Genomic DNA, 13,887 nt, shown 5'->3' on the forward strand with positions numbered 1-13,887 from the left:
TTATGTCCACCAGCAGTTGAGGTGGGCTTTTTTGTTTTAAATTGTCTCGCTTTTGAAGGAATAATAAAAAAGGAAAGGAATTACGATGTCACAACAAGAGCAGTGGAAATCAAAATTAGGATTTATTTTAGCGGCTGCAGGTTCAGCAATTGGGTTAGGAGCTATTTGGAAATTTCCTTATGTTGCCGGAACGGGTGGTGGAGGAGCCTTCTTTCTATTATTCTTAGTATTTACATTTGTACTAGGAATGCCACTCCTACTAGGTGAATTTATTATTGGGAGAAGGGGCCAAAGCGATCCGGTTAATACATATCGCAAGCTTACAGATAATCCAAAATGGAGTTTAATAGGAAAATTAGGTGTCTTTACATGCTTTATGCTGTTGTCCTTCTACAGTGTCGTAGGTGGATGGATTATTTTATATATCTTAAAAATCTTTACGGGAGCATTTAATGGGCTAACGCAGGATCAATATGGAGCCTTATTTGGTGAAATTATTGCGAATCCTCTAACGACGTTAACAGCGCAACTTGTCTTTTTATTCATTACCATTCTTGTCGTTGCCAAAGGAGTTCAGAAGGGAATTGAGGTAGCGAGTAAGGTAATGATGCCTGCATTACTAATTCTATTTATCGGGTTGGTAATCCGTTCTTTAAGCCTGGAAGGCGCAATGGATGGAGTTGAGTTTTTATTAGTCCCTGACTTTTCTAAGTTAACCTCAGAGAGTATCTTATTTGCACTAGGGCAATCATTCTTTACATTATCTTTAGGGGTTTCGGTTATGGTTACGTATGCTTCTTATTTACCGAAGAAACAAAATTTACCACAATCTGCGATTTCCATTATTGCATTAAACATCGTAATTGCATTATTAGCTGGATTAGCAATATTCCCAGGTGTTTTCTCATTCGATCTCGAACCGAATGCTGGACCGGTATTAATCTTCTCTGTATTGCCGGCCGTATTTAATCAGATGCCGTTTGGCATGTATTTCTTTTTAGCATTTTTAATCTTATTCTTATTTGCTGCGTTAACTTCAGCATTCTCGATGGTAGAGATAATTGTCGCAGCAGTTACAAAAAACAAACAAGAAAAGCGTAAGAAAACAACGTGGATAGTTGGAATTTTAATCTTTGTCGTTGGAATTCCATCATGTTTATCCTATGGGGTTTTAGCGGATGTGAAGCTGTTTGATAAAACATTCTTTGACCTTGTAGATTTTGCAGTAAGTAATGTTCTCATGCCATTAGGTGCTTTATTAATCGCTATTTTTGTCTCGCGAAAGGTATCAAAGGATGTGCTATATGAAGAGTTAAGGCAAGGATCACGTATTAGCCAGTCCTTCTTTTCGATATGGTATTTTCTCTTAAAATATGTAACACCAATTGCAATTATTGTTGTGTTTTTAGATGTTCTAGGACTATTTAAATGGATTGGAAAATTATTTAGTTAAGCTTATATAGTGAAGCATGGAGGTTAAAGAAATGACAACGATGAAGGATATTCAACAATTGTTTCCAAGCGTAGATGGTAATGCGCTACAAAGAGAGGAATTAGTCTCCTATATCAATACTATTCTTTCAAAAGTAGATGAGTTAAAGGATCCATCTAAATTGACATTGGGTGAGATGCCAGATTATACAGAGGATTTCTATAATCGTATTATTAAGCAAGCACAGATCCCGCAAAATGGATTATCGATGGAAAAAACGGTAGAAAAGCTATTGGATTTGGTAAAAGGGCATCGTTATGTCAATCAAAATTATGTCGCAAATGCTGCTCCACTTCCAAATATCGCTAGTATTATTGGTAATTTAGTAATGGTGTTAGTAAATGGGAATAACCTATGGGATGTTGAAGGTCCAGCGGCTGCTACAGCAGAGATTGAAATTACGAGTATGCTTTCTAAGATAATCGGCTATGATTCAAGCATTAGTACAGGCTATACCACATGGGGAGGACAGGGAGCAGTATTTAATTCCTTACGTCTTGCAATTGCTCGCCATGCACCAGAGTCTAACAAGACTGGTGTTCCTAAGAATCTTTATTGTTTCTGTTCAGAGTTATCACACTATAGTCTTTACAAGTCGGTGGAAGCTACAGGAATTGGAATTGATAATATGATTCGAGTAGGCATCAATGATGATCACTCGATGAATTTAGATGATTTAAAAGAAAAAATGGAGGACGTTATAGCAAGTGGTGGTGTTCCGCTTTATGTTCTAGCAACAATGGGTACAACAGATACCTTTGGCATCGATGATTTAGCTGGAATAAAGAGAATTACGGAAGTGTTAGAGCAAAAACATCAGTTAGATCCGATTTATATTCATGCAGACTCTGCAATGGGAGGCATGTATACCTTCTTTAATGATTATGATTTTACAGAGAATCCATTAAAGCTGGAAGAACAGGTTTGTACTGTTTTACAAGACTATCAGGAGAAGTTTCAATCTATTAATCTAGCTGACAGTATGGTGTTTGATTTTCATAAACTTGGACAAACACCGTACATTACAAGTTTATTTTTAATTAAGGATAAAGAGTATTTAAGGTATGTGGATTTAGATGCGTCTGAGACTCCTTATGTTGGAAATCGTGGCTATGGTTCTTATCATACAAGCTATACGCTAGAATGCTCACGAATGGGAAGTGCGATGGCGATATATGCATCATTACTGGCATTTGGTATGGAAGGGTATCAAGAGCTACTAGCAAACTATATTCGCGTTAACATTGCTTTTAGAGAAAAATTACAGAAACAAATTCCAAATGTTTCCGTGACAAATGAGATTTCTCCAATTACGACTTTCCGTTTCTATCCAGAAGCTTCTAAATGGAATGAAGAATTGCGAGAATCGGTTTCACTTGAAGAAGTAGTTGAAATTAACCAATTTAATGATGAATTTGCTGAAATAATTGGAGTGGAGCGAGATACGATTTTCTTTGGAAATACAAAGAAGCAACGCTTGTTAAAAACTGCTAATTCAAGTCAGCGAATTCCAATATATGCACATAAATTCTTCACAATTTCTCCTTATTCAACCATAGAGGAAGTTGACCGTTATGTTGGATTTTTAAAGCAACATATGGATCTTTTTATGAAGACTTATGAGCAGACATTCGTTTAATCGGAAGAATTTTAACGAGATTACACGCATAACTAGTGATTAATGAAGAATCTAAAAAAGCCTGTTACTTACTCTATATAGGATAAGTAACAGGTTTTTTACATATTATTTCTTAACTCGCTTCTTTCCACATCCACACCCGCCAGGTTGTCTCTTTGCTACAACTTTTTTTGTGTTGGCGTTTGGTTTTACTAGTCGCCTAGGATTCAATAGTATCACTCCTTTAATCAACAATTGAGCAAGTCATGTTTCACAGCTTATCTTATAAGTTAATCACGTCAATCCCGTTAGGAAACTGGTGTTGCCAAAATAGACCTTTAATATCGAGGAGCATGCCCGTATTTTTTCTAAAGAGCTTTATGAAATCTTCTTCCTTCATCTCTCGGAATTCTTGGTGTGAAACAGCAAGAATTACCACATCTAATTCTGATAGCTGTTCCCAATTAACGATATTGAATCCATAATCAGCAAAATCCTTTTGATTGATACAGGGGTCATAGCAATAAACATCTAACCCATAATCTACTAAATTCTGTACAATTTCAATTGCTTTTGAATTACGTACATCGGCTACATTTTCTTTGAAAGTAAGCCCTAATATACCGATTTTCATCTGGTCGATATTGTCATTTTGTTTATGAAGGTAATCTAGTACAATATCGGAAATAACAGTGGGCATCCTATCATTGATATTTCGTGCTGCTGAAATAAATTCTGGTACATAGCCCTCTTCTTTGGATTTATAAATAAAATAATAAGGATCAACGCCAATACAATGACCACCAACTAAACCAGGACTAAAGGGGAGGAAGTTCCACTTTGTTCTAGCTGCGTCGAGCACTTCGTAGGTACTGATTCCCATTTGTTGAAATATCAAAGCTAATTCATTCATATAAGCAATATTAATATCACGTTGCGTATTTTCTACTATTTTTGCAGCTTCAGCCACTTTAATTGATGTAGCCTTATACACATTGGCATCGATTACACTTTGATAGAGCTGATGAACTTTTTCTAGTATCGCTTCGTCCTGAGCAGCTACGATCTTCTCAATTGAAGTGAAAGTGTTTGTTTTATCACCGGGATTGATTCTTTCAGGGGAATAACCAACAAAAAATTCCTTTCCGTTTAGGAATCCTGAGGATTCTTCAAGAACTGGAATACATACTTCCTCTGTTGCTCCTGGATAGACGGTAGATTCATAGATGATAATGGTTCCCTTCTGCATATTCTTCCCAATTATAGTAGAAGCACTAGTAAGAAAAGATAGGTCCGGCTCCTTCAGAGAATTTAATGGGGTTGGAACTGTTACGATTATAATATGACACGCATTTAGCCTTTGTTCTTCAGTGGTGAATTCTATAGAAGAATTTGCTAATGATTGGCTAGTAACCTCTTTTGTTTCATCAACATACTGCTGTAGGGATTGTATCCGATTTGCATTTATATCAAATCCGATAACCTGATATTTCTTTGAAAATCCTAGTGCAACTGGTAATCCAACATACCCCAAACCAACTACCCCAATAACGAAAGAGCGCTCGTTAAATAGGTTATTTGTTACACCGGGCATTTTTGCTAGTTTTGGTTTCATGACAACTATCCTCTCTAATGATTAAGAGCTATTATTTTATATGAAATGCTTTCATAGACTGTTCCAAGCTATCCGTAAAAAAGGCAGTATCATTAGGGTGAAAGTTGATTTCTGCTATTCATGCCTTAGTGCCGTTACTCTAGTATCTTTGTGAAAATACATATATAAAGATATGACGCTAGTTAGAAGGAGTGAAAAAATGATTCCATTGATTGACCTAAAAAAACAATATGAGTCTATTCAAAATGAAATCGTTCAGGCAACATTAGAAGTATTGCAGAGTGGTCAGTATATTCTAGGACAGAACGTAAAGGAATTGGAGAGTCAAATTGCGGAACGCTTAGGTGTTAAGCATGCAATCGCTGTTGCGAATGGTACGGATGCTTTAGTACTCACTTTGGATGCGTATGGCATCGGTAGAGGTGATGAAGTCATCACAACACCTTTTACTTTTTTTGCGACAGCTGAGGCTATTACGCGAGTAGGAGCAACACCCGTATTTGTAGATATCGATTCAGAAACCTTCCAACTTGATGCCAGTAAAATTACAGAGAAGATTTCTTCCCGAACGAAAGCAATTTTACCGGTTCATTTATTTGGACAGTCCGCTAACATGGACGAAATCCTTACGATTGGTAAGAAGCATCATTTATTGATTATTGAGGATGCCTGTCAAGCCTTTGGTGCTACGTACAAGGGGAAAAGAGTGGGAAGTATAGGTGATGCTGCTTGCTTCTCTTTTTTTCCAACTAAAAACCTAGGAACAATTGGCGACGGGGGGATGATCACAACATCTGATGATAAGTTAGCGGATTCGCTTCGAAAGCTACGCGTTCACGGAAGTAGCGAAAAGTACTATCATCATGCGATAGGCTATAATAGTAGATTGGATGAATTACATGCTGCCATTCTACTAATCTGCCTGGAAGAAATCGATAAATGGAATACGAAAAGACACGAAGTTGCACAACGTTATCTGACTGAATTAAAAAGCATTAATCATATCATTCAGCTTCCGGTACTATTACCTGATCGTTCTCATGTATTTCACTTATTCTGTATTCAATCATCAAAAAGGCAGGAAATAATATCCTCGCTTCATGAAGCCTCTATTCAAACAGGAATATATTATCCGCAGTGCTTACACCTTCAAAAAGTATATGAAAACTTGGGGTATGCCTATGGGGATTTTCCAATTGCTGAAACGGTTTCAAATCGATTATTTGCTATCCCACTACATCCATTCTTACCAAAAGAAGATCAAGATGTCGTAATTTCAACATTAAAAAAAGTGTGTGAGAATCTATGAAGCACACAATCGGATTAATTGGATGTGGTCATATTGCAAAAAAACATCTGAAAACCATTAGTCAATTAGATGAGGTTGAACTACGAGCAGTTAGTGATATAGACTCCGGAAAGATGAATGAAGCGATGGAAGAATATGAAAAGCTAACGAGAGAGAAAGCGGTTATTAGATTATACAACAATTACTATGATTTATTGCGTGACAATGAAATCGAAATAGTCGTTATTGCAACCATTTCCAGTCTACATGCTGAAATGGCAATTCAGGCATTACTACATGACAAACATGTCATGATAGAAAAACCACTCGCCCTTTCACTTTCTGATGCATATCAAATTCTAGAAGTAGCAGAAGCTAAAGGAAAGCGAATATTAGTCTGTCATCAGCTACGCTATCGACCAGTTATGCAAAAACTAAAAGCACTTTTAGAGGAAGGTGCTCTTGGAAAACTCCACTTCGGAGTGGCTACCATGCGGATTCATCGCCCGAAGCATTATTACACTGGGTCCTCGTGGAAAGGAACCTGGGAAAGCGATGGCGGAATGTTGTTAAATCAAGGAATTCATCTAATTGATCTATTGATTTGGTTTATGGGAGATGTTGAATCAGTATATGGTAATATTGCCAATACGTTAGAGGTAAAAGATACGGAGGATATTGCAGCTGGATTACTCACATTCCAAAATAAAGCAAAAGGTGTAATCGAAGCAAATAGTATAACGCAACCAAATAATTTAGGGTATTATTTATCAATCTTTGGTGAAGAGGGAACTATTTCACTTGGTGGTCCTTCTTTTAATCGATTTGAACGATGTTATTTTCCTAACACCATTAACACGAAAGAACTTACACCACTATTAGAAGATTATAACGAACATGTTTATATGTACGAGAACTTTATTCGAGCTCTCCATGATAAGGCCGAACACCTCATTATGGGGGAAGAAGCAGCAATTCTTTCCCTGATGACCATATTTGGAATGTATAAATCTTCACTTTTAAAGAAGGAATTAACGCTTCCTTTGACGGACTTTTCTACACATGAAATGATTCGAAAAGGAGGGATGTAATGATTCACGAAACGGCTTCACTTGGAAGAAAGATAGAGCTTGGAGCATATGTTGTTATAGAGGAAGATGTCATTATTGGTGATAACGTCACAATTGGCAACCATGTCATTATTAAAGCCGGCACAAGAATTGGAAATAATGTTTTAATTGGCGACTTATCTATTCTCGGGAAAACGCCTTCTGCTAATCAAAGCATGTCGAGGAAACCGGAGCATGCTATCCAGCCATTAGTTATTAAGGATGATGTCAAAATTGGAAGTAACACGGTTCTTTATAAAGGTAGTTCCATAAACAATGGTGTATTTATTGGTGATTTAGCTAGTATTAGAGAAAAGGTCCGTATTGGGGACCGGAGCATAATTGGCAGAAATGCAATGGTCGAAATGAATACGAGGATTGGAAAGCAGGTTACGATTCAAACTGGATCGTATATAACTGGAGACATGATTATTGAAGACAATGTCTTTATTGGTCCATGCTGTTCAACCTCAAATGATAAGTACATGGGAGCAGGTAACTACAAACACCGTGGCCCGACTATTCAGCAAGGTGCCAAACTCGGTAATAATGCAACCCTTCTTCCGGGGATTATTATTGGAAAAAATGCGGTTGTTGGTGCGGGCTCGGTGGTCACAAAAGATGTAGCCGATAATCAAGTGGTTGTAGGAAATCCCGCAAGAGAGTTAAATAAATAAACTTGACCCGTTCTGATTTTAGGCAGAACGGGATTTTTTTATGTATGTAGGTATTCGGGTGCGGTGATAGGTAGAGAGAGAAGGTAATTTTGTATGGAAAAGCTAAAGATTATACTAGAAAAGCTAAAGATAGAACTAAAAAGGATAAAAATGTATTGAAAAAAACTAATGTTTGCACTAGAAAAGCTAAAGTTTAATCTGAAAATGATAGTCAAGTTATAAAACGATTATTAGTAGGGGATATTACAATGCAGTTTCTTGTAAATTTTATTAATTGAGAATCTGCTTCAAAAGTGGTTTTATAAGCAATCATAGTTAAATACACTAGATTAATAGATTTACTGAAAATTCAAGTTTGAATAAACTTATACTCCTTAGACCCTTGCTGCATGTAAGATAGCACATTTCATTCCTGTAAGGGTTAGCTGCCTGAACAAGCATTTTAATCTTACATACTATAATTTTGAGTTTCAATACTAGAAGAATCTAGTGGAGAAACAAATAAAAATGTAAAGGAGGATACATTTTGAGCATAAACAATTTAATAGTAAATGGTAGCTTTGAGACCGGAGACTTCACAGGTTGGCAAGTAGTCAATGCAACTATTACGAATCAATATTCCCATTCAGGGACTTATTCAGCTCGACTTGCCAATAGCTCTGTTAATGCTTCCCTAACTCAAACGGTCCCCGCTGAGCCCGGAGAGGGATATGAATTATTAGTATCTCTTGCTAAGAGTAATCTGCAGGAAAGTCCAATCATTATCCTTCAAGTTCTATTCTTAGATGCCATGAATAATGTATTGGCTGTGGGATTAGAAACCGAAATTGAATTTGGTATTATCCCTTATGTAGTAAATGATACCTGGTTAGAAGTTTACCAAACTACTGAGGTTGCTCCTGCTGGTACGACTCAAGCAAGAGTTGTTATTAGCAAACCAGTTAGTGCCTTAAATGCACCATTTGTATATGTAGATGATGTTGCGTTGCTCGAAGCGGAAGGAACTGGAGAAGAAGGTCCAACTGGCCCACCAGGTCCAACGGGAGCGCCAGGCCCAACCGGAGCGCCAGGTCCAACAGGAGCGCCAGGCCCAACAGGAGCGCCAGGCCCAACCGGAGCGCCAGGCCCAACCGGAGCGCCAGGCCCAACCGGAGCGCCAGGTCCAACGGGAGCGCCAGGCCCAACCGGAGCGCCAGGTCCAACAGGAGCGCCAGGCCCAACCGGAGCACCAGGCCCAACCGGAGCACCAGGCCCAACAGGAGCGCCAGGCCCAACCGGAGCACCAGGTCCAACGGGAGCGCCAGGTCCAACAGGAGCGCCAGGCCCAACCGGAGCACCAGGCCCAACCGGAGCGCCAGGCCCAACCGGAGCGCCAGGTCCAACCGGAGCGCCAGGCCCAACGGGAGCACCAGGCCCAACGGGAGCGCCAGGTCCAACCGGAGCGCCAGGTCCAACAGGAGCACCAGGCCCAACCGGAGCGCCAGGCCCAACCGGAGCGCCAGGCCCAACCGGAGCGCCAGGTCCAACAGGAGCACCAGGCCCAACGGGAGCGCCAGGTCCAACCGGAGCGCCAGGTCCAACGGGAGCACCAGGCCCAACGGGAGCGCCAGGTCCAACGGGAGCGCCAGGCCCAACGGGAGCGCCAGGCCCAACCGGAGCGCCAGGCCCAACCGGAGCGCCAGGCCCAACGGGAGCACCAGGCCCAACGGGAGCGCCAGGTCCAACGGGAGCGCCAGGTCCAACAGGAGCACCAGGCCCAACGGGAGCACCAGGCCCAACGGGAGCCCCAGGTCCAACCGGATCGCCAGGCCCAACGGGAGCCCCAGGTCCAACGGGAGCGCCAGGTCCAACGGGTGATTCGGTAACGGAAACCTCTGCCTTTGCTGCGAATACGACTGGCCCTGTAATTGCTGTTGTGGCGGGAGGAACATCCATACCATTACCTGACGAACAGTCCTTGGATGGTATTACAGCGGATGGTACAGATTCTGAATTTACTGTTCCTGTGGATGGTCGATATTTTATCTCCTATAGCATTAATTTAACAGCAGGAGTAGCAGTTGGCTCAAGGCTAATAATAAATGGTACACCAAATACAGCATCTGTAATTAATCCAATTCTTGCGCTATCGAACTTAAGTGGAGAAGTAATCGTTCCGCTTGCTGCTGGTAGTACAGTCTCTCTAGAACTATTTGGATTAGCAGGCGCAGTTACTCTGCAAACAGGTGCAGGTGCTACCCTAAGTATTATTAGAATTGATGACGATTTAGTTTAATAATTGACCTAAGCGTGAAAGGCGCTTAGGTCTTTTAATTCCTAAAATCCCACTATTATAAGCAAATACCTTTTTCCACCAATTGTAGGTCTCAGGTACAAACGAGTTTCATTTCAAGTAATACATTATATTACGAATAAGAACCCTTAACTAGCATATGAGAGGAGCACCATAATGGTATCAATAAGCTTATGTATGATTGTGAAGAATGAAGAAGAAGTACTTGCCAGATGTCTTGATACGGTGAAAGGTATTGTTGATGAAATCAATATAGTCGATACTGGATCATCGGATACCACAGTAGAAATCGCGAAGAAATATACAGACAGAGTATTTTACTTTGAATGGATAGATGATTTTGCGGCAGCAAGAAATGAGTCTTTTAAATATGCGACAAAGGACTATATATTATATTTAGATGCAGATGATGTTCTACTTGATGAGGACCAGGAGAAGTTAAGGAAACTAAAGGAGACATTGGATCCGACTGTTGATTCTGTTTCCATGTATTATAATGCTGGTATAGATGAATATGGCAATGTTACTTTACAATACCGGCGTAATAGACTTGTAAAAAGAAGTAGAAATTTCAAGTGGAAAGGCGATTGTCATCAGTATCTCGAGGTATATGGAAAAATTATTAACTCTGATGTTGCTGTAACGCATAAGAAAACAAGTCATTCTGTAGGAAGAAATCTATCCATCTATCAGAAAAAATTAGAAAGAGGAGATGTATTTACTCCTAGGGATTATTTTTATTATGGAAATGAACTTCGTGAAAACGGTCATTATCATGAAGCAATAGATAGCTATGAAAAGAATATACAGATGAAAGAGGGATGGGTTGAGGACAAGGTATATGCTTGTATAAATAAAGCAGATTGTTATAGGCACATCGATGAGGTGGAAAAGGAAGTGTCTTCCTTATTTGAGTCTTTCCAGTATTCCAAAACCCCACGTCCGGAGACTTGTAGTCGAATCGGATTCTACTTTCAACGTAAACGTGATTTTCATTCTGCAATCTTTTGGTATAAGCTGGCAACAGAACTAGACAGTGATTTTAATAAGTGGAGCTTTACGTATCCTGCCTATTCAACTTGGTACCCACATCTTCAACTTTGTGTTTGCTACTACAATCTTCAAGATTTCGATAAATCCTATTATCACAATGAAAAGGCAAGAGCATATCGCCCAGATGATGAAAAAATTCTATTTAATAAAGAACTTTTAGAGTCCAAAGTTGGAAAACATCTACTGGAAGCTGTGGAGAATTAAATGAATCATTAGAGCTGCCTATTTCATTTTTGGGATAGGTAGCTTTTTATATCTTAAAAATCTGTATAATTGTTTAAAGGCTTAGAATTATAGATTCCTTATTATATGTAAACAAAAAAAGTGCGCTATAGGCTCTTTGAATAAGAGACTATAACGCATATTACCGGGTTCATCTATTCGCCGTTGTCATCATCCATATTGCCTGGGAAGACAGCTGGACATTGCGGAGGAATAGAAGGTGTTGGACATTGTTCTACTAAGATGTCACGTGGCTGACAGAAGTCTGCAACTAATTCAAGTGTTACATCGGCAACCGACTGAACACTTTGGCAAACATTCAAGAATAAATCGACACTTTCAAGTGCGCCAGCAACACAGTTTACGCTAACATTACAATCTACATCAGATACTCGAACAATAAGTCTTGTTCCTTCAGGTGCGCATAGATAAACAGATTCTGGAATTTCGACTACGATTTCATCTGAAGTGATTACAAATGGAGTAGTAGCGTTAAACCCACTAAATTCAATAACGACATTCAGTGTTTTAATAAAGGATACGCGTTGCAACGTAACTAATGCCCCATTAACAACAAATTGTCGATCTTCTCTTTCTCCTACTTCTGTAACTGGAATTTCAGCGTTTGGTGGAAGTGGATTTCCTGTGGTAGGGTCTACTAAATAACATCTAGCTGTTAAGCCGCTTATAGTTGGTCCGCATGGGTCAAAAGGTAGTGTACCTATTGCTGCTGGAAGAATTGTTTGATTTAAATCTTCTTGCAGAATAACCCAATCGTAAACCTTTTCTGCATTCATGCAAAGAAGCTCTTGGGCTCCTTGTAATGGTTGTTCCTGCATATTTTCTCTCCCTTTCATGAAATATTTATCAGTAACAAATTATGTGTTATAACTGCCTTTTGCACTGTACAAAAGTCTATTTTCTAGTATTTACATCCAAAAATGTGCATCTATCTAAATGACGTATAAAAATAGGCAAAATAGACTGTAAAATTGTCACATTGAATCACACGAGGTCATAAAATATCCTAAATTAGTGCGTTATGAGGTGGAGATAATGCCGAAAAATTATGGCAGGGAGGATGTTGAAACATTACTCGTACAATTAAAAAAATATAGAAGAATAATACGAAGCTATCAAGAAAATGATATCAGCCTAGATTATTATCGTCTTAAATCTGAGTTTAAGGAAATAAAGACAAATTTAGCAGAAACAAAAAAAGAACTAATGGAAGCAGAAGAAAAGCAAAAAGACTGCCTATTTGATAACCAAAAATTAATAGAAGAGCGGAATTTATTAAAGGAAGAAATTTCGAAGCTAGAAAAAAAGATTCATTTAAATGAACAGGAAAAATTGGAGCATCAAGAAGAGCAGAAAGAAGCTTCCTTTTCTGATGATGAACAGTTTAATGAATTGGTTGAATTAGTTCGTCAAATTCATACTAATCAACAAATTAGTGGGGAATTAGGAGTAGAGAGTACACCTTTAGATCGTATAGGTGAAGAACAGTATAAGTATCTTCAAAAGTGTAAAGAAATTGCTAGAGAATTAGTTCAATCGCTTCATGTAATAGAAAACAAGCTTTTATCGAATCCGAATAGAGAGGAGATTATGGAAAATATGGTATCTGATAAAGAGAATGATGAGAATCAAATTGAAAGTGATTCTGCCGAACAAAAAGAAGATTCCTCTGTTAAACAAAAGGAAACGAAACATAAGGAAGAATATGTAAAAGGTGCGGAGCCATCTCATAATGTCGAACAGGAGTCTTTAACCTATAACAATAAGGACAAAGAAATACATTCGAAGGACCGAGTGGAGGATCACCAAGTAAATTCAACTTTAACAAATCTTCAAAGTCAAATCACCGAAATTAAAAATATGCTACAGGAAAAAAATCAAAAAGATAGTTCGCCCCCAAAAAAGCGGGATCCTTATAACTTTTTGCAACAAGCAGCAACACAAGTACCACAGAAAAGCCCTGAGAAAATAACTGGAAAAGGGTTCACTTTTAGAGATTTGCAGGATGCTAAGAACGTCTCACAGGTTATTGGTAATAAACCTAAAAACAGCCTAAACCACATTAATCCAATGGCATTCTCGAAGCAAGGTAAGAAGCCTGTTTATGTACGGTCTAAAGGAGAGAGCAACATTGTAAAAGGACATATTTCTGAGAATAAAACGAATAAAATAACAGTAAAAGAAGAAGAACCACATAGTGCAAAACAGATCCTTTCAGAAAATACTTCAATGGAACCTGTTACCAAGGAAAATAATGTTGTGCAACAAGATATCTCTGATAAGGTACAGCAAAATGAAGAACCAAAGATACCACAACAAAACACTTCGGAAAAAGAAATAAGTGAGACTGTTATCGCTTTACAACAAAAGTCCTCTGAAAATGAGGTACAGTCAACTGAAGAACCTGTTACTAATGAAAACCTGGCAGAAGATGAGAAAATGGAAAAAAAGTCGAAACTAAAAAAGTTTTGGGAAAAGCTAACAAAACTATAAATAGTT

The 13,887-nt window shown here is 38.7% G+C and carries 10 protein-coding genes; 8 read left to right on the forward strand and 2 right to left on the reverse strand.

What is annotated here, in order from left to right:
• The first annotated feature begins 85 nt into the window (after positions 1-85).
• Both ABC228_RS12960 and ABC228_RS12965 read left to right on the forward strand, forming a co-directional pair.
• Positions 86-1,453, forward strand: a complete 1,368-nt coding sequence (locus ABC228_RS12960) for a sodium-dependent transporter (protein ID WP_345825568.1) — start codon at positions 86-88, stop codon at positions 1,451-1,453.
• A gap of 40 nt (positions 1,454-1,493) precedes the next feature.
• Positions 1,494-3,131 carry a pyridoxal phosphate-dependent decarboxylase family protein gene (locus tag ABC228_RS12965; protein WP_345825789.1) on the forward strand — a complete coding sequence of 546 codons (1,638 nt, stop codon included), beginning with the start codon at positions 1,494-1,496 and terminating at the stop codon, positions 3,129-3,131.
• Between the two features lie 262 nt (positions 3,132-3,393).
• On the opposite strand, the gene ABC228_RS12970 is transcribed toward ABC228_RS12965, so the two are convergent.
• On the reverse strand, positions 3,394-4,725 hold the full coding sequence (locus ABC228_RS12970; RefSeq protein ID WP_345825569.1) for a nucleotide sugar dehydrogenase: 1,332 nt from the start codon (positions 4,723-4,725) through the stop codon (positions 3,394-3,396).
• A gap of 199 nt (positions 4,726-4,924) precedes the next feature.
• On the opposite strand from ABC228_RS12970, the gene ABC228_RS12975 reads away from it, so the two are divergent.
• The 5 genes from ABC228_RS12975 to ABC228_RS12995 all read left to right on the forward strand — a co-directional run bounded on the left by ABC228_RS12975 (position 4,925) and on the right by ABC228_RS12995 (position 11,349).
• A complete protein-coding gene (locus tag ABC228_RS12975; RefSeq protein WP_345825570.1) occupies positions 4,925-6,034 on the forward strand; it encodes a DegT/DnrJ/EryC1/StrS family aminotransferase in 1,110 nt (369 codons plus the stop codon).
• Positions 6,031-7,104 carry a Gfo/Idh/MocA family protein gene (locus ABC228_RS12980; RefSeq protein ID WP_345825571.1) on the forward strand — a complete coding sequence of 358 codons (1,074 nt, stop codon included), beginning with the start codon at positions 6,031-6,033 and terminating at the stop codon, positions 7,102-7,104. The genes ABC228_RS12975 and ABC228_RS12980 overlap by 4 nt, the downstream gene beginning before the upstream one ends.
• Positions 7,104-7,799 (forward strand): N-acetyltransferase, encoded by a 696-nt coding sequence (locus tag ABC228_RS12985; RefSeq protein WP_345825572.1) that lies wholly within the window; start codon positions 7,104-7,106, stop codon positions 7,797-7,799. Before ABC228_RS12980 ends, ABC228_RS12985 begins: the two co-directional genes overlap by 1 nt.
• Before the next feature lie 526 nt (positions 7,800-8,325).
• Positions 8,326-10,074: an NTTRR-F1 domain gene (locus ABC228_RS12990; protein WP_345825573.1), complete on the forward strand. Its 1,749-nt coding sequence runs from the start codon at positions 8,326-8,328 to the stop codon at positions 10,072-10,074.
• A 174-nt stretch (positions 10,075-10,248) separates the two neighbouring features.
• A complete protein-coding gene (locus tag ABC228_RS12995) occupies positions 10,249-11,349 on the forward strand; it encodes a glycosyltransferase (RefSeq protein WP_345825574.1) in 1,101 nt (366 codons plus the stop codon).
• A gap of 173 nt (positions 11,350-11,522) precedes the next feature.
• Here ABC228_RS12995 and ABC228_RS13000 read toward each other — a convergent pair whose 3' ends face one another.
• Positions 11,523-12,206 (reverse strand): BMQ_0737 family morphogenetic spore coat protein, encoded by a 684-nt coding sequence (locus tag ABC228_RS13000; RefSeq protein WP_345825575.1) that lies wholly within the window; start codon positions 12,204-12,206, stop codon positions 11,523-11,525.
• A 217-nt stretch (positions 12,207-12,423) separates the two neighbouring features.
• On the opposite strand from ABC228_RS13000, the gene ABC228_RS13005 reads away from it, so the two are divergent.
• The gene (locus ABC228_RS13005) at positions 12,424-13,881 is read left to right on the forward strand and encodes a hypothetical protein (RefSeq protein WP_345825576.1); all 1,458 of its coding nucleotides are present in this window, start codon (positions 12,424-12,426) and stop codon (positions 13,879-13,881) included.
• Positions 13,882-13,887 lie beyond the last annotated feature (6 nt).

The organism is Ornithinibacillus xuwenensis (assembly GCF_039614845.1).
Classification (GTDB): domain Bacteria; phylum Bacillota; class Bacilli; order Bacillales; family Amphibacillaceae; genus Ornithinibacillus; species Ornithinibacillus xuwenensis.